Origin of the sequence: Janibacter sp. FSL W8-0316 (genome assembly GCF_038004165.1) — a bacterium.
GTDB classification, from domain to species: domain Bacteria; phylum Actinomycetota; class Actinomycetes; order Actinomycetales; family Dermatophilaceae; genus Janibacter; species Janibacter indicus.
The window spans coordinates 1952895-1968712 of sequence record NZ_JBBOQX010000001.1 but is presented as its reverse complement, the minus strand read 5'-3'; the positions used below and the strand labels follow the sequence as shown (position 1 = coordinate 1968712).

General features: G+C 71.7%; 13 protein-coding genes. 8 read left to right on the top strand and 5 right to left on the bottom strand.

The window, feature by feature from the left end; genetic code table 11:
• Positions 1-67 precede the first annotated feature (67 nt).
• On the bottom strand, positions 68-970 hold the full coding sequence (locus NYE39_RS09675) for a LysR family transcriptional regulator (protein ID WP_072625807.1): 903 nt from the start codon (positions 968-970) through the stop codon (positions 68-70).
• A gap of 93 nt (positions 971-1063) precedes the next feature.
• Here NYE39_RS09675 and NYE39_RS09670 point away from each other — a divergent pair, with 93 nt between their 5' ends.
• Positions 1064-1351 (top strand): hypothetical protein, encoded by a 288-nt coding sequence (locus NYE39_RS09670; protein WP_341012527.1) that lies wholly within the window; start codon positions 1064-1066, stop codon positions 1349-1351.
• Positions 1352-1479: 128 nt separating this feature from the next.
• On the opposite strand, the gene ppdK is transcribed toward NYE39_RS09670, so the two are convergent.
• The 3 genes from ppdK to NYE39_RS09655 all read right to left on the bottom strand — a co-directional run bounded on the left by ppdK (position 1480) and on the right by NYE39_RS09655 (position 6163).
• On the bottom strand, positions 1480-4197 hold the full coding sequence (gene ppdK / locus NYE39_RS09665; RefSeq protein ID WP_445667069.1) for a pyruvate, phosphate dikinase: 2718 nt from the start codon (positions 4195-4197) through the stop codon (positions 1480-1482).
• A gap of 112 nt (positions 4198-4309) precedes the next feature.
• Positions 4310-4858, bottom strand: a complete 549-nt coding sequence (locus tag NYE39_RS09660; RefSeq protein ID WP_341012526.1) for a GNAT family N-acetyltransferase — start codon at positions 4856-4858, stop codon at positions 4310-4312.
• Positions 4859-5005: 147 nt separating this feature from the next.
• Positions 5006-6163 carry an MFS transporter gene (locus NYE39_RS09655; RefSeq protein WP_341012525.1) on the bottom strand — a complete coding sequence of 386 codons (1158 nt, stop codon included), beginning with the start codon at positions 6161-6163 and terminating at the stop codon, positions 5006-5008.
• Positions 6164-6315: 152 nt separating this feature from the next.
• Between NYE39_RS09655 and NYE39_RS09650 the strand changes: the two genes are divergently transcribed.
• The 5 genes from NYE39_RS09650 to NYE39_RS09630 all read left to right on the top strand — a co-directional run bounded on the left by NYE39_RS09650 (position 6316) and on the right by NYE39_RS09630 (position 12692).
• Positions 6316-8838, top strand: a complete 2523-nt coding sequence (locus NYE39_RS09650; RefSeq protein ID WP_341012524.1) for an MMPL family transporter — start codon at positions 6316-6318, stop codon at positions 8836-8838.
• A gap of 11 nt (positions 8839-8849) precedes the next feature.
• Entirely contained in the window at positions 8850-9323 is a 474-nt protein-coding gene (locus NYE39_RS09645) for an SRPBCC family protein (protein WP_341012523.1), read from the top strand.
• Between the two features lie 582 nt (positions 9324-9905).
• On the top strand, positions 9906-10712 hold the full coding sequence (locus tag NYE39_RS09640) for a hypothetical protein (RefSeq protein ID WP_125932878.1): 807 nt from the start codon (positions 9906-9908) through the stop codon (positions 10710-10712).
• Positions 10713-10791: 79 nt separating this feature from the next.
• Positions 10792-11601: a crotonase/enoyl-CoA hydratase family protein gene (locus tag NYE39_RS09635; protein ID WP_341012522.1), complete on the top strand. Its 810-nt coding sequence runs from the start codon at positions 10792-10794 to the stop codon at positions 11599-11601.
• Entirely contained in the window at positions 11598-12692 is a 1095-nt protein-coding gene (locus NYE39_RS09630; RefSeq protein ID WP_341012521.1) for a GNAT family N-acetyltransferase, read from the top strand. Before NYE39_RS09635 ends, NYE39_RS09630 begins: the two co-directional genes overlap by 4 nt.
• Positions 12693-12791: 99 nt before the next feature.
• Here NYE39_RS09630 and NYE39_RS09625 read toward each other — a convergent pair whose 3' ends face one another.
• Positions 12792-14090, bottom strand: coding sequence for a saccharopine dehydrogenase family protein (locus NYE39_RS09625; protein WP_341012520.1), 1299 nt, complete (start codon positions 14088-14090; stop codon positions 12792-12794).
• Positions 14091-14307: 217 nt separating this feature from the next.
• On the opposite strand from NYE39_RS09625, the gene NYE39_RS09620 reads away from it, so the two are divergent.
• Together NYE39_RS09620 and NYE39_RS09615 are read left to right on the top strand one after the other, a co-directional pair.
• Positions 14308-14586 (top strand): hypothetical protein, encoded by a 279-nt coding sequence (locus NYE39_RS09620; RefSeq protein ID WP_341012519.1) that lies wholly within the window; start codon positions 14308-14310, stop codon positions 14584-14586.
• A complete protein-coding gene (locus NYE39_RS09615; RefSeq protein ID WP_341012518.1) occupies positions 14583-15818 on the top strand; it encodes a cupin domain-containing protein in 1236 nt (411 codons plus the stop codon). The genes NYE39_RS09620 and NYE39_RS09615 overlap by 4 nt, the downstream gene beginning before the upstream one ends.

Below are 15818 nucleotides of genomic sequence, written 5' to 3'. Positions count from 1 at the left end.
GAAGAGGGGGTTTCTCGGGTGACCCGGAAATCGGGAGGCGCGTGGGAACGCTGAGGCGAAGGGGGCGTCACCGCCGCCGGGCAGAGGCGGCGGCGATCTGCTGCAGCAGGTCGACGGCGAGCTTCGCCGCCTCGTTGGACCGGGCCACGGGCGCGGTGAGGGCGACGATGTCACGCACCGGGTTGGGGTTGGTCAGGCGCAGGCGGCGCACCGACTTGGGGATCGAGCGGCTGGCGAGGTCGGGCAGGACCGTGATGCCCACACCCGCCGCGACGAAGGCCGTGGCCGTGTAGTGGTCCTGCGCCTCGACCGTGTATCGGGGTCGGAACCCCGCTGCGCGGCAGGCGCGGTCGACCATGTCCTGGGTGATGCCGGCGGAGATGTCGTTGCTGATCCACGAGCTGTCGGCGAGCTCGGCCATCTCGACTCGGCGCCGCGCGGCGAGCTTGTGGTCGGCCGGCACGAGTGCGACGAAGTGGTCGGTCATCAGGGGAGTGACGAGGTGGCCGGCCCGGACCGAGGTGGTGGGGTCGGCGGGCACGACGTCGATGTCGACGATCGGCGCCTCGCCGCGCGGGTAGCCCTCGGTGAGGACCATCTGCAGGGTCAGCTCGGGCATCTTCGCCTGCAGGCGCTTGGCCAGTTGCGGCATCCACCGATAGCCCGCCGACGCGAAGTACCCGATCGCCAGCGAGCCGGTGCTCCCTTCGCGCAGGTCGTCGACGACGGCGTCGACCCGCTTGAGCTCCGTCATGAGCTGCTCGGACTCCGCGGCGAGCGTGTGGGCCGCCGGTGTGGGCTCGATCCCGCGCCCGTGGCGGGTGAAGAGTGTGAGCCCGGTCTCCTTTTGCAGCGCGGCGATCTGCTGGCTCACCGCCGACGGCGAGTAGCCGAGGTGTCCGGCGGCGGCGTTGACCGAGCCGGAGGCCATGACGGACAAGAAGGTCCGGAGTCGGTGGGCGTCGACCATACCCGGAAGACTAGCCGAGGGTGAAGTAAATCTGCATGATCTGCCACAAAACTGCATTGGTCACGGATAGTTGACGCTGACATCATCGTGGTCATGGAGAAGCTCTGGATGACCTACATCAACGCCCTTCGTCCCGCCGCCAACCGCCACTGGGGTGCCGGCCCGGACTCCGACCACACCCGCATGGCCGCCGAGCTGGCCGCCATGTCCCAGGACGAGACCGCCCGTGAGGTCCGCGACGACTCGACCCGCGGAGCCGCCCGCCGGGTCCGCCACACCAAGCGCGACCTCGTCTCGTCGGCCACCACGGCTCCGGCGTACCACGCGCCCTACGACAACCGCATGAGCGACCGCTTCAAGCCGGTCCTCTCCACCCGCTGACCCTTCGAGACGCTCGCTGCGCGAGCTCCTCAGGGACCGAAGCCGTCCGGGGGTGAATCCAGCCCGGACGTGACGAAGGCCCCGCACCACGTGGTGCGGGGCCTTCGTCGTGCCCGGACGAGGTCCGGTCAGCGGGTGCCGACGTCGTCGGTGAGCACGACCGCGCGGCCGGCCTCCAGGCGCGCCACGGGGACGCGGAAGGGGGAGCAGCTCACGTAGTCGAGGCCGGCCTCGTTGAAGAAGTGGATCGACTCCGGGTCGCCGCCGTGCTCGCCGCAGACACCGGTCTTCAGGCCCGGCTGCGTGCTCCGGCCCTTGTCGACGCCGATCCGCACGAGCTCGCCGACGCCGAGCGCGTCGAGGGTCTCGAAGGGGGAGATCGTCAGGACGCCGTTCTCGAGGTACTTCGGGAAGAAGGCCGTCTCCACGTCGTCGCGGGAGAAGCCCCACGTCGTCTGGGTCAGGTCGTTGGTGCCGAAGGAGAAGAAGTCGGCGGTCTGCGCGATGCGGTTGGCCGTGAGGGCCGCACGCGGCAGCTCGATCATGCAGCCGATCGGCAGGTCGATCGACTGGTTGTGGGCCTCGGCGACCTCGGCGATGATCTCCTCCGCCTGGGCCCGGACGATGACGAGCTCACGGTTGGAGCCGATGAGCGGGACCATGATCTCCGGCTGGGGGTCCTTGCCCTCCTCGCGCAGCCGCACGACGGCCTCGGCGATGGCGCGGATCTGCAGGCCGAAGAGGCCGGGGATCTTCAGCCCGAGGCGCACGCCGCGCAGGCCGAGCATCGGGTTGGACTCGTGGATCGCCCGCACCGCGTCGCGCAGCGCGCGCGCCCGCTCGACCTCGGGGCCGCTCTCGCCGCGCTCCTCCGCCAGGGCCACCTCGACGGTCAGGTCGGTGAGGTCGGGGAGGAACTCGTGCAGCGGCGGGTCGATGAGCCGGATCGTCGTCGGCAGCCCGTCCATCGCGGAGAGGAGCTGGGCGAAGTCCTCGATCTGCGCCGGCAGCAGCTCGGCGAGGGCGGCATCGCGCTCCTCGTCGGTCTCGGCGAGCACGACCCGCTCGATCTGCTGGCGCCGCTCGCCGAGGAACTGGTGCTCGGTGCGGCACAGGCCGATGCCCTCGGCGCCGCGGTCGCGGGCGCGCTGGGCGTCCTCGCCGGTGTCGGCGTTGGCGCGCACCTTGAGCCGGCGACGGGCGTCGGCATGGGTGAGCAGCCGGTCGACGGCCTCGATGAGCTCGGTCGTCTCCTGACCGTCGGAGATCGCCCGGGCGGCCTCGATGCCCTCGGAGATGTAGGTCATCACGGGGGAGTCGACGACGTGGACGTCGCCGAGGAAGACCTCGCCGGTCTTGCCGTCGATGGCGATGGTGTCGCCCTCGCGCACGACGTGCTCGCCGACCCGGATCTCCTTGCTCGCCACGTCGACGATCAGGTCCTCGGCACCGACGACGGCGCACTTGCCCATGCCGCGGGCGACGACGGCCGCGTGCGAGGTCTTGCCGCCGCGCGCGGTGAGGATGCCGGCCGCGGCGATCATGCCGGGCAGGTCCTCGGGGGAGGTCTCGCGACGGACGAGGATCACGGAGCTCCCTTCGGCCTGCTTGGCCTCGGCGCTCGCGTTGTCGAAGGCGACCGCGCCCACGGCCGCGCCCGGGGAGGCGCCCATGCCGGTCGCGATGAGGGTGCGCTCGGCCTCGCGGTCGAACTGGGGGAAGAGCAGCTGGCTCAGCTGCTCGCCGGTGACCCGCTCGAGGGCCTCGTCCATCGTGATGAGGGCTTCGTCGACGAGCTGGGTCGCGATGCGGAAGGCCGCGCCGGCGGTGCGCTTGCCGACGCGGGTCTGCAGCATCCACAGCTTGCCGCGCTCGATGGTGAACTCGATGTCGCACAGGTCGCGGTAGTGCGTCTCGAGCCGGCGCATCGCGGCGCGCAGCTCCTTGTAGGCCTCGGGGTCGCGCTGCTCGAGGTCGGTGAGCGCGAGGGTGTTGCGGATGCCGGCGACGACGTCCTCACCCTGCGCGTTGGGCAGGTAGTCGCCGTAGACGCCGGAGTGGCCGGAGGAGGGGTCGCGGGTGAAGCACACGCCCGTGCCCGAGGTCTCGCCGAGGTTGCCGAAGACCATCGCCTGCACGTTGACCGCGGTGCCGAGGTCGTCGGCGATCCGCTCGCGGCGGCGGTAGAGCTGGGCGCGCTCGGTGTTCCAGCTGCGGAAGACCGCTTCGATCGCCATGTCGACCTGGCGGCGCGGCGTCTGCGGGAAGGGATTGCCCGTCTCGTCGAGCACGATCTGCTTGAACTCCGCGACGACCTCCTTGAGGTGGTCGGCGGTCAGGTCGACGTCCGCCTGGACCCCGGCCTGCTCCTTGTGCGCGTCGAGCACGTCGCTGAAGCGCTCGGAGTCGATGTCGAGAACCGTCTTGCCGAACATCTGGATGAGGCGGCGGTAGGAGTCCCACGCGAAGCGCTCGTCGCCGGCGAAGGAGGCCAGCGAGTGCACGGTGTCGTCGTTGAGCCCGACGTTGAGCACCGTCTCCATCATCCCGGGCATGGAGAACTTCGCCCCGGAGCGCACGGACAGCAGCAGCGGCTCCTCGGAGTCGCCCAGGGTGCGGCCGATGAGGTCCTCGACGTCCCGCAGGCGCTGGGTCACCTCGACGCGCACCTCCGGCGGCACCCGCCCCTCGGAGAGGTAGGCGCGGCAGGCCTCGGTGGTGATCGTGAAGCCCGGCGGGACGGGCAGGCCCAGCTTGACCATCTCGGCGAGGTTGGCCCCCTTGCCGCCGAGCAGATCCTTCTGGTCGCGATCGCCCTCGCTGAACATGTGGACGTACTGAATCACCGGGTGCCTCCCAAATGCGTGCGTGGAACCCGCCCACTATGGCAGGTGTGACCCGGATCTCCACGTCCGGTTCCACGTGGCCGGACGGGCGGGGGCGAAGGGGGGAGTCCGCTCAGTCGTCGTCGCGGCCGAGCGCCTCGAGCGCGTCGCCGTCGAGACGGTAGGTCAACCACCCGTCCTGCGGCGTCGCGTCGAGCGAGTCGTAGAAGGCGATCGACGGGGCGTTCCACCGCAGCACCGACCACTCCAGGCGCGGGTACCCACGGTCGCGGCACTCCTGCGCGAGGGTCTCGAGCAGCGCCTTGCCCAGGCCCGACCCGCGGTGCCGCGGCTCGACGTAGAGGTCCTCGAGGTGGATGCCGTGCCGGCCGGTCCAGGTGGAGAAGGTGAGGAACCACAGCGCCATCCCGACGACCTGGCGGTCCCTCCCCTTCGAGGCTCCTGCGTCGCGACTCAGGACATCGCCTTCGCCCGCCTCGGCGACGTGGCACCAGGCCATCGGCGACGCGCTCTTGCCCGTGGGGAAGAGTGCGGCCCGGAAGTCCTCCTCCGTGGCGACGGCCGCATCGGGCTCCTTCTCGTACGTCGCCAGGTCCTTGACCAGACGGATCAGGTCGGGCAGGTCCTCCGGCGTGGCCGGGCGGATGTCGGGGTGCGCCATGGGGCCGACGATATGCCCTCCGGTCCCTGGGCTGGCGAGATGCCCTCCGCTCCCTGGGCTGGCGAGATGCCCGCCGCTCCCTGGGCTGGCGAGATGCCCGCCGCTCCCTGAGGAGCTTGCGCAGCAAGCGTCTCGAAGGGCGAAGGCTCAGTCCAGCGTCGTGCGCCCGCGGTGGACCCGCAACGAGACGAAAAGGACGACCAGGCCGGCCGCGGACAAGCCGGCGCCGACGAGCGAGGGCGCCTGCCAGCCCCAGCCGGCGGCGAGCACGAGGCCACCGAGCCAGGCGCCGAGGGCGTTGGCGACGTTGAGAGCGGCGTGATTACCGGCGGCGCCGAGGGTTCGGGCGCGTCCGGCGACCTCCATGAGCCGCAGCTGGAGGGCCAGGACGAAGGCCGAGACGGAGATGCACACGAGGAGCAGGACGATGCCGGCCGGGATCGCCCAGTTGGCGGCCCAGGCGAAGAGGGCGAGGCTGGCCCCGGTCGCGATCGTCGACCCGATGAGCGTGCGCAGCACCGACTGGTCGACGAGCCGCCCGGCGATCATCGTGCCGAGCAGGCCACCGACGCCGTAGACGAAGAGGTAGATCGGCACCGCGTCGGCGGGCAGGCCGGTCTGGTTGCGCAGGATCGGCGAGATGTAGGAGTACATCGCAAAGACGCCGCCGAAGCCCACCGACCCGATGAGCAGGGTGAGCCAGACCTGCGAGTCGGCGAAGGCGGACAGCTCGCTGCGCACGTCGGCCTCGGTGTCGGCAGGCTGGTGCGGGACGACGATGCTGACGAGCACGGCGGTGAGGACACCGATCGCGGCAACGAGCCAGTACGCGGAGCGCCAGCCGGCCTGCTGGCCCAGCCAGGTCGCGAGCGGGACACCGGCGACGTTGGCGATGGGGATGCCGAGCATGATCCTGCTGACCGCCCACCCGCCGCGCCCCGGCGCGACGATGTCGAAGGCGACGATCGAGGCGATGCCGAAGAAGGCGCCGTGCGGGATGCCCGCGACGAGCCGGGCGAGCATGAGCGGCGGGTAGCTCGTGGCGACCGCGCTCAGGGCGTTGCCCACGGCGAAGAGGACCATGAGCGCGACGAGCAGCTCGCGGCGGGGGAGCCGGTTGCCGAAGATCGCGATCGCCGGTGCGCCGACGACGACGCCGAGCGCGTACGTCGAGATCGTGTGCCCGGCCTGTGGGATCGTTGTCCCGATGCCCTCGGCGATCTCCGGGAGCAGCCCCATCGTCACGAACTCGGTGACGCCGATGCCGACGCCCCCGAGCACCAGGGCGGCGAGGGCTGTCCCCACCCGACCGCCGGTGGACAATCGTGCAACCGTGGGGGGCGAAGGGAGATTCACCGATCCATTCTCTCCCACCGTTTGACCTCTCAACGACATGGCTCTACTTTTGTAGATGACTGTTCTACGAAAGTAGAAAACTCAATCAGGAGATCACTCGCATGGCACTTCGCCTCTACCGCCTCGGCCGCTGGTGCGCTACCCACGCCAAGAGCGTGCTCGCGACCTGGCTCGTCGTCCTCGTGCTGGCCGGATCCGGCGCCGCCGCCTTCGGTCGCCCCCTGACGAACGAGGTGTCGGTGCCCGGGAGCGAGTTCGAGGCGGTGCTGGACAACCTGCAGACCGAGATCCCCGACGCAGCAGGCGGCTTCGGCACGGTGGTGCTCCACACCGAGGACGGCGCATTCACCTCCGAGCAGCGCAAGGCGATCGACAAGGTCTACGGCGAGTGGGAGGACCAGCCGAGCGTCAAGCGGGTCATCAACCCCTTCGACAGCCAGCGGACCCTCGACGACTCGCGCACCGACCTGACGGAGGCGAAGAAGGAGCTCGACAAGGGCCAGAAGGACCTCGACAAGGCCTGGGTCAAGATCTCCAAGGCGCAGGGCCAGCTCGACTACGGCAAATCGTGGATCGACTACTTCGAGAAGAACGACCCCGACAGCCCGCGCCTCGCCGAGATCCGTCAGCAGGTCAAGGACGGCGAGAAGAAGTTGGCCAAGGCCAAGAAGGACTACGCGAAGGGGGAGCGCAAGCTCAAGGCCGCCCGGACCCAGTACGACGCCGGCACGATCGTCGTCCACGGGGCCGCGGACACCCGATTTGTCACCGACGACGGCTACGCGCTGACCCAGATCCAGTTCGACACCAACACCAACTCCGTCGACCCCGAGGTCAAGGAGGCGATCGTCGAGATCGGGAAGCAGCTCGACGACGTCGGGATCCAGACGCAGTACAGCGTCGAGATCACCCAGGAGAACACCCTCGTCGGCCCCGGTGAGGTCGTCGGCCTGATCATCGCTGCCATCGTGCTCACCCTCGCCCTCGGCTCGCTCATCGCTGCCGGACTGCCGATCTCCGGTGCCCTCCTCGGCGTCGGCGTCGGCCTCGCCGGGGCCATGACCGCGACCCACTTCTTCGACATGCACGCGATGACCCCGGCGCTCGCGCTCATGCTCGGCCTCGCCGTCGGCATCGACTACGCGCTCTTCATCGTCAACCGGCACCGCACCCAGCTGCTCGACGGGCGCGACATGACCGACTCCATCGCGCACGCCGTCGGCACCGCGGGCAGCGCCGTCGTCGTCGCCGGCACGACCGTCGCCATCGCGCTCACCGCACTCGTCATCACCCCCGTTCCGCTCCTCGGCCAGATGGGACTCGTCGCCGCCGCGACCGTCGCCGTGTGCGTGTGCGTCGCCCTGACGCTCACCCCGGCCCTGCTCCACGTCGTCGGCCGCCGGGTCATCTCGAAGCGCGCGTGGGCCAAGCACGCCGCCCGCCCCGACACCGACCAGGTCTTCGGCTCGCGCTACGTCGCCGGCGTGACGAAGCGCCCCGCGCTCGTCGTGCTCGCTGTCATCGCCCTGTGCGGGATCATCGCGGTGCCGGCGCTCTCCCTTCGCCTCGGGCTGCCGGACGGGTCGAGCGAGCCGCTCGAGTCCACCGCCCACCAGGCCTACGTCGAGGTCCGGGACAACTTCGGCGCCGGGGCCAACGGTCCGATCATCGCCGTCGCAACCCTCGACGAGCCGGCGAAGGACGAGGACGCAGTCCTCGTCCAGCAGAGCCACCTCGTCAAGGCGCTGCGCAGCGTCGACGGCGTCAAGGCGGTCATCCCCTTCGGGGTCAGCGACGACCGGACCACGCTCGCCTTCCAGGTCGTCACCGTAGGCGGTCCGGCAGACAAGGAGACGAGCGACACCGTCCGCCTGCTCAAGGCGAGCGCCGGCCCGATCGGCACGGTGACGCACTCCGAGATCGGCCTCACCGGCCAGACCGTCGCCAACATCGAGATCTCCGAGCAGCTGGCGGCCGCGCTGCCCCCCTACCTGGCGATCGTCATCGGGCTCTCGCTCGTCCTGCTCACCATCGTCTTCCGCAGCATCCTCGTGCCGCTCGTCGCGACCGCCGGCTTCCTGCTGTCCGTCGCCGCGTCCTTCGGTGCCGCCGTCGCGGTCTACCAGTGGGGCTGGCTCGGCTCGCTCCTCGGTGTCGACACCCCGGGGCCGATGCTCAGCTTCATGCCGATCATGCTCATCGGCGTCCTCTTCGGCCTGGCGATGGACTACCAGATGTTCCTCGTGTCCGGGATGAAGGAGGCGCACGCCCACGGCGCCGATGCCCGCTCTGCGGTGCGGTACGGCTTCACCCACGGGGCGAAGGTCGTGCTCGCCGCGGCCCTGATCATGGCGGCGGTCTTCGCGGGCTTCATCTTCGCCCACCTGACGATGATCCGGCCGATCGGCTTCGCGCTCGCCGTCGGAGTCCTCGTCGACGCGCTCCTCGTGCGGATGACCCTCACCCCCGCGGTGATGCACCTGCTCGGCGAGGGCGCCTGGTGGATGCCCCGCTGGCTCGACCGGATCCTGCCGGACCTCGACGTCGAGGGCACCGCCCTGGAGCAGGGGCCGGTGACGAAGGGGGAGACCTCGACCACGGCGGAGCCCGTCACCGGCTCATAGGGTCGGGTCGTATGACGACGACGCAGAACGCCCCGCTCCTGGAGTCCACGACCGACATCGATGCCACGCCCGAGCAGGTCTGGGCGGTCATCACCGATCCGCGCGCCCTCGGCGGACTGTCCGACCAGGTGGTGCGCACCCACGTCGTGGGCACGGCTCCGATCGGGCTCGGCACGCGCACGATCAACATCAACCGTCGCGGTCCGCTGCTGTGGCCGACCCGGGCCAAGGTCGTGCGCTTCGTGCCGTCGCGCGACTACGCCTTCCGCGTGAAGGACAACGCGACGACCTGGTCCTTCGAGCTCGCGCCCTCGCCCGCGGGTGGCACGACCGTGACCCACCGCCGCGAGGCCCCGCAGGGCACGACGCAGATCTCGCGCATCCTGCAGGACAAGGTGCTCGGTGGCGTGTCCGACTTCGACCGCGAGATGGAGGCCGGCATGGCCACCACCCTGCGCCGGCTCAAGGCCCTGCTCGAGCGCTGAGGGGCACCGCTCCTCCCGGTGGCTGAGGAGCGAGGAACGAGCGTCTCGAAGCCACGGACGAAGGGGGATGCTCCCGGCGAGGAGGGTTGGCGCGCTGCCGAAGTCCTTCGTCGTCGCGTGGTCACCGGGTCGTTCTCGACTTCGGCTTGACGCCACGCCAACCCACCTCGCCGTCCGCTCCGCTGCCTGCCGCGTCGGCTTGATGTGCGCAGCCATCCCCCTTCGTCCTGCGGCTCCCCCTTCGTCCTGTGACGCTCTCCTCGAGTGAAAGACAGAGCGCGTGTTCGCTCACGCGCTGTGTATTTCACTCGAGGTGGCCTCCCTTCGTCCTGCGGCTCTCCCGCCGCCATCGAGGAGCGGGGGGCAACCCCCGGGAGGGATGGGTACTTCTCCCCATCGACCCGTCACTGCGGCATCCATAGGTTTGTGGGTGTCAGCAGGGCACGGGGACGCTCCTCCTGACACCGGCCCGGAGCCTGCAGGGGGGTTCCGGACCACAGCGCAGGGCGGGACTCCGCAGGGGGAGTCCCGCCCTTCGTCGTGCCCGTATCGCAACCGGCCCCGCCGTGGGACGATGAGCGCATGTCCACACCAGCAGGGGGCCCGAGCGTCCCGCCGCCTCCGGGCGGCTCCTTCGGCAACACGCAACCGCCGTCCGGTCAGTTCGGCCAGACGCCACCCTCTTCCGGGCCCGCCTACGGCGCACCGGGTCAGCCGGGTCAGACCGGCGGCTACGGCGGCCCGGGAGGACCGGCCGGCCCCGGAGGTCCGGGGCAGCCCTACGGCGGTGGGCCCGGTGGCCAGCCGCCGAAGAAGGGCATGGGCAAGGGAGTCATCGCCGCGATCGTCGGCGTCGTCGCCCTCGTGCTCCTGGCCTGCTGCATCGGCGGCTTCTTCATCGCCAACCGTGATGACGACGACCCGACCTCCTCGACGACGACGAGCGAGACGACCACGGAGTCGACGACCGAGTCGACCACCGAGACCTCCGAGCCGACGTCCGAGACGACCACGGAGTCGACGACCGAGACCTCGGAGCCGACCTCCGAGACCTCCTCGTCCAGCTCGGCCGCTGCCGGCAGCCTCCCGGAGGAGTTCGACGGGTGGCAGCGCGGGACGACCAGCTCCAGCGGTGGCCAGGACACGGCCGTCTACCGCAAGGGCTCCGACACGATCTCGGTCGTCGTCGGCGAGGGCGTCAAGCCGGCCGACTTCGAGGCGATCTGGGACAACCCCAAGAAGGTCGGCGACTACAACTGCGGCGAGCTGTCCTCCACCACGCAGTGCGCCGGCGAGACCGGCGGCACGACCTACCTCATCACCTCGGCGTCCGGCTCGTCCGCGTCGGAGGTCTCCAAGATCCTCGGCGAGTTCCTCAAGGCCGTGTGAGCCAACCCACCACCCACCGGAAGGGGCTCGTCCTCGGACGAGGCCCTTCCGTCGTCCTCGTCCCGCCTAGGGTGGAGGCATGCCCCGGCACATCACGACGACCATTCAGGACGGGATCGGGCACGTGCGCCTGGCCCGCCCTGACAAGCTCAACGCGCTGACGCTCGACATGCTCGACGACCTCGTCGCCGCCGCCCACGGGCTGCGCGCCGACCGGCGGCTGCGCGCCGTTGTCATCTCCGGTGAGGGTGACTCCTTCTGCGCCGGTCTCGACTTCGGCTCGGCGATGAAGAAGCCGTCGGGCATCGCCACCCGCTTCCTCCCGCGACCGTGGCGGGGGACCAACACCTTCCAGGAGGCGCCCTGGGCCTTCCGTCGGCTGCCGGTCCCGGTCATCGCCGCCGTGAGCGGGCACTGCCTCGGTGGCGGTCTGCAGATCGCCCTCGCCGCCGACTTCCGGATCACCCATCCTGACGCGACGTGGTCGGTGCTGGAGGGGCGCTGGGGGATCATCCCCGACATGTCCGGGGTGCAGGCGCTGTCGGAGCTCGTCGGGATCGACGTGGCGAAGAAGCTGACGATGACCGCTGACAAGATCTCGGGCACGCGCGCCCAGGAGCTCGGCCTGGCGACCGAGGTCGCCGCCGACCCGGTCGCGGCCGCCACCGAGCTCGCCCAGCAGCTGGCGACCCGCTCGCCCGACGCGCTCGCGGCGACCAAGCGGCTCTTCGACGGCACGTGGCACCGCAGCCCGCGCCGCACCTTCGCCCGCGAGCGGCGTGAGCAGCTGCCGCTGCTGCTCGGGCCCAACGCCGCGCGGGCGCGGGCGGCCAACTCCCGCAAGGGGTCCCCCGACTTCCTGCCCCGTCAACGGCGGATGGTCCCGTGAGCGGCGGCCCCCGCACCCAGACCGGCTTCCTCCCGATCGTTCCGGAGGACCTGCCCGAGGGCTGGACGACCCGGGTGCCCGACGAGACCGACGTCGACGAGCTCATCGCGCTCGTCTCGTCGGCCAAGCGGGCGGTCGACGGTTCCGGTGCCGTCGAGGCCGAGCTCGTCGCCGGCGAGGCCGTCGGCGAGGGGTCGTGGACCCGCCGGCAGGTCGTCGTCGCGGACCCGCAGGGCGTGATCAGGGTTTGGGCCAGGGTGCACGATCGGGCGGCCGGACGGTCCAACGTCGACCTGACCGCCGACCCGGCGCTGGGCCGCGAGGTCGAGCAGGAGCTCGCCGCCTCGCTCCTCACCTGGGCCGAGGCGGTCGCGCTGCGCATCGCTCGTGGGCGCGGGCTCGGGGGTACCCGGCTCGACGTGTCGGTGCACGAGGACGACGACCGCCTGCGCAGCATGCTCGAGGCGGCCGGCTTCACCCGCGCCCGTCGGTGGCTGCAGATGAGTCGACCGATCGGTCCCGGCGACGCCGAGCTCGCCGAGACCCGCGAGGGCGTCGTCGTGCGCCAGGTCGCGCGCCGCGAGGACGGCACCCCGTTCGCGGCGGACCTGCAGGCGGTCTACCGGATGATCGAGGAGTCCTTCGCCGACCACTTCAACTCCTATCGCGAGTCCTTCCCGGAGTTCCTCTCGCGGCTGCGCGAGGCGCCCGGCCACCGGTGGGACCACTGGTGGATCGCCGACATCGAGATCGAAGGCCAGTGGGTGCCCGGGGGCGCAGTCGCCGCGGCGGTGCTGCCCGAGGACGCCGACGGCCACGAGGGCACCTACATCGACTACATCGGCGTCCACCGGTTGGCCCGGGGCCGCGGGGTCGCCAAGTCGCTGCTCCACGCCGTCATCGCCGACGCCGCCCGCCGCGGCCGCAACCGCGTCTCGCTCGAGGTCGACGCCGACAGCCCGACGGGAGCCGACGGGATCTATGCGTCGATGGGCTGGGTCACCCGCTATCGCACCGAGTCGTGGCACCGCGACGTGCGCGTCGAGGGCACCGACGCCCCGGTGCCGCAGGCCCGCCTCGACGAGTCCTGAGCTCCCCCTCGCACGCCATGAAGCTGCATTGCCCTACGGCAATGCAGCTTCATGGCGCCGCCCTCCCGCATTGCCGTAGGGCAATGCGGAAATCGCAGGTCAGGCGTCGATGCGCCGGGTCTCGATGGTGAAGTCCTGTGCCCGCAGGCGCTCGATGAGCGGGGCGGCCATCGCGACTGCGGGGGTGAGCACGCCCCCTTCGCTCGTCAGGTCGTCCTGGGCGAGGCACAGCGCGGCCTGGCCGAGCATGATCGCCGTGCCGTTGTAGCCGGGGTCGGCCTTGGCCGCGACGGTCGTCGCGTACTGCGCGCCACCGGTGGTGGAGGCGACGACCTCCATCGTGAAGCGGCCGTTGACCCGCGTCTGCTCGTCCGGACCCTCGCCCGGCTCGGGCAGGAACCGGTCGACGACCCGACGGGTCGGCGCGAAGGACAGGCCGGCGACGAGACCGAGCAGGCCGGCGGTCATGCCGGTGGCGGCGAAGGGGGACTTCGCGCGGCTGCCGAAGTCGGTCACCTCGTGGTAGCGGAAGGCACGGCCGTAGGCCCAGCCGAGCAGGGCATTGCTCCGGCGCACGATGCGCGTGTTGTACGACGCCATGATGAAGGGGCCGGTCCAGTGGCCGTCGGCCGTGCGGCGCACCGGCAGCCGGGAGCCGACCTTGCCGAGCGTCGAGCGCACCCGCGAGTGCTCGGTGGTCGACGGCGCGACCTCGGCCCGGTCGGCGCTCGTCGGCTCGGCGGCGCGGTCGGGGCTCAGGCCGTAGGGGTCGTTGATGACCCGCCGGTCCTCGACGGACTCGCGCGCGGCGATCGTCTGGCGGCGCATCGAGTCAATCGTGCCGCCGGAGAGGCCGCCGCGCAGGCGGCGCACGAAGAGCACCGTGTCGGTCAGCTCGCCGGCGCCCTCCTCGCGGGCGACCCGGGCCGTCTCCCAGACGCCGATGTCCGAGGGGATCGAGTCGAAGCCGCACGAGTGGACGACCCGGGCGCCGGAGCGCTGGGCCACCTCGTGGAATGCCTCGGCGGAGTCACGGACGAAGAGCACCTCGCCGGTGAGGTCGGCGTAGTGCGTGCCGGCGACGGCGCAGGCCTTGACGAGCTCGCGCCCGTAGGCGGCATAGGGGCCGACCGTGGTCACGAGGACGCGCGTGCGGGCGGCGAGGTCCGCGCAGGCGGCGGGGTCGGAGACGTCGACGACGACCCGCGGCCAGGTGGCGGCGGCGCCCCCCAGCTCGGCTGCGAGGGCGTCGAGCTTGTCCCGCGAGCGTCCGGCGAGCGCGACGCGCAGGCCTTCGGGGGCGTGGTTGCGCAGGTGCGCCGCGGTGAGTCGACCGACGAAGCCGGTGGCTCCGACGAGCACGACGTCGAGGTCGCGGGCAGCGGTGGGTGCAGTCATGAATCGACACTAACCCGTTGTGCCCCAACCTGTTCCATCTTCAACCGACTCGCACCCTTCCCTTGCGGGGCACTCTCCGATAGACAGGGAGCCCGGGGACGATGTCGTCCCTCCTCTCGACAGTGAAGGAGAAGCACCATGACGCAGCCTCCGAACGACACCCCTGACCTGCCCGAGGAGGCCATCGGCGGCGTGCCCGTCGAGGCCCCGACCGCCGGTGACGGCGGTGCCGATGGTGCCGCTGGTGACGGTGGCGCGGACGGTGCCGCTGGTGACGGTGGCGCTGGTGACGGTGGCGCGGACGGTGCCGCTGGTGACGGTGGCGCGGACGGTGCCGCTGGTGACGGTGGCGCGGACGGTGCCGCTGGTGACGGTGGCGCGGACGGTGCCGCTGGTGACGGTGGCGCCGACGGTGCCGCTGGTGACGGTGGCGCCGACGGTGCTGCCGGCGATGGTGCTGCCGGCGACGGTGGCGCCGACGGCGGAGCCTGAGTGACCGACGCCCACGGGGCCGGTGCACCCGCGCGGTGCACCGGCCTCACCCGCGTCACCGACCTCGGCCCCGAGGAGCTCGAGCGCTCCTGGGGTCGAGAGCCCCGGCACGTGCCCGCGGCGGCGCTGCCGACCCCCTTCGACGACCTCCTGACGACACGTGACGTCGACGACCTGCTCTCGCGGCGCGGCCTGCGCACCCCCTTCTTGCGCGTGGCCCGTGACGGGCACACGCTCGCCGACGCCGACTTCACCCGCGGCGGTGGCGTCGGCGCGGGCGTGACCGACCAGCTCGACGACACCGCGCTGCTGCGCCTCTTCGCCGAGGGGCACACCCTCGTCCTGCAGGGCCTGCACCGCACCCACCCGCCGGTGCTCGAGCTCGCCCAGGACCTCGCCGCCGACCTCGGCCACCCCGTGCAGGTCAATGCCTATGTCACCCCGCCGAGCAGCCGCGGCTTCGCCGCCCACTACGACGTGCACGACGTCTTCGTCCTGCAGACCGCGGGGGAGAAGCGCTGGCGCCTGCACGCCCCTGTCCAGCCGCACCCCCTGCGTGACCAGCCGTGGCAGGACCGGCGCCCGGCCGTCGAGCAGGCGGCCGCCGGCGAGCCGCGCCTCGAGGTCACGCTGCGCCCCGGCGACGTGCTCTACGTGCCCCGCGGCTGGCTGCACTCGGCGACCGCCCTCGGCGGCGTGAGCATGCACCTGACCGTCGGCATCCACGTGTGGCACCGCGGACACGTCGCCGAGGCCGTCCTCGAGGCCGCGCGAAGGGGGCTGGCTGCGCAGGAGTCGCAGCGGACCTCCCTTCGTCCCGGGGTGGACGTCGCAGACCCCGAGGCCATCGCCGACGACCTCGCCGCCGTCCGCGAGGCCCTGCTGCGGGCCGTCGCCGACGTCGACGCCCGCGCCGTCGCCGCCCGCCTCGCCGCTCGCCAGCGCGCGGCCCAGCGGCCGGCGCCGGTCGACCCGGTCGGGACCGTCGAGACCCTCGCCGACGGGTTCGACGACCTCGCCGTCGCGCCCCGCGCCCACCTGCAGGCCTCCCTCGAGACCGGCACCGAGGGTGCGGTCCTCGTCAGCCGGGCCGGGAGGCTGCCCCTCACCGACGACGACGCGGCGGCGGTGACGGCCTGGCTCGCCGACGAAGCACCCGCCGTGCTCGACCCCGACCTCGCCCGGCGGCTCGTCGTCGCCGGGGTGGCGGTGCCCGCCGCCGAGCGCCCCGCGTAG

Coding starts and splice junctions, on each gene's coding strand:
- NYE39_RS09635 (WP_341012522.1), top strand. CDS start 10,792: ATGCCCCGGCACATCACGACGACCATTCAGGACGGGATCGGGCACGTG.
- NYE39_RS09625 (WP_341012520.1), bottom strand. CDS start 14,090: ATGACTGCACCCACCGCTGCCCGCGACCTCGACGTCGTGCTCGTCGGA.
- NYE39_RS09650 (WP_341012524.1), top strand. CDS start 6,316: ATGGCACTTCGCCTCTACCGCCTCGGCCGCTGGTGCGCTACCCACGCC.
- NYE39_RS09645 (WP_341012523.1), top strand. CDS start 8,850: ATGACGACGACGCAGAACGCCCCGCTCCTGGAGTCCACGACCGACATC.
- NYE39_RS09670 (WP_341012527.1), top strand. CDS start 1,064: ATGGAGAAGCTCTGGATGACCTACATCAACGCCCTTCGTCCCGCCGCC.
- NYE39_RS09640 (WP_125932878.1), top strand. CDS start 9,906: ATGTCCACACCAGCAGGGGGCCCGAGCGTCCCGCCGCCTCCGGGCGGC.
- NYE39_RS09660 (WP_341012526.1), bottom strand. CDS start 4,858: ATGGCGCACCCCGACATCCGCCCGGCCACGCCGGAGGACCTGCCCGAC.
- NYE39_RS09675 (WP_072625807.1), bottom strand. CDS start 970: ATGGTCGACGCCCACCGACTCCGGACCTTCTTGTCCGTCATGGCCTCC.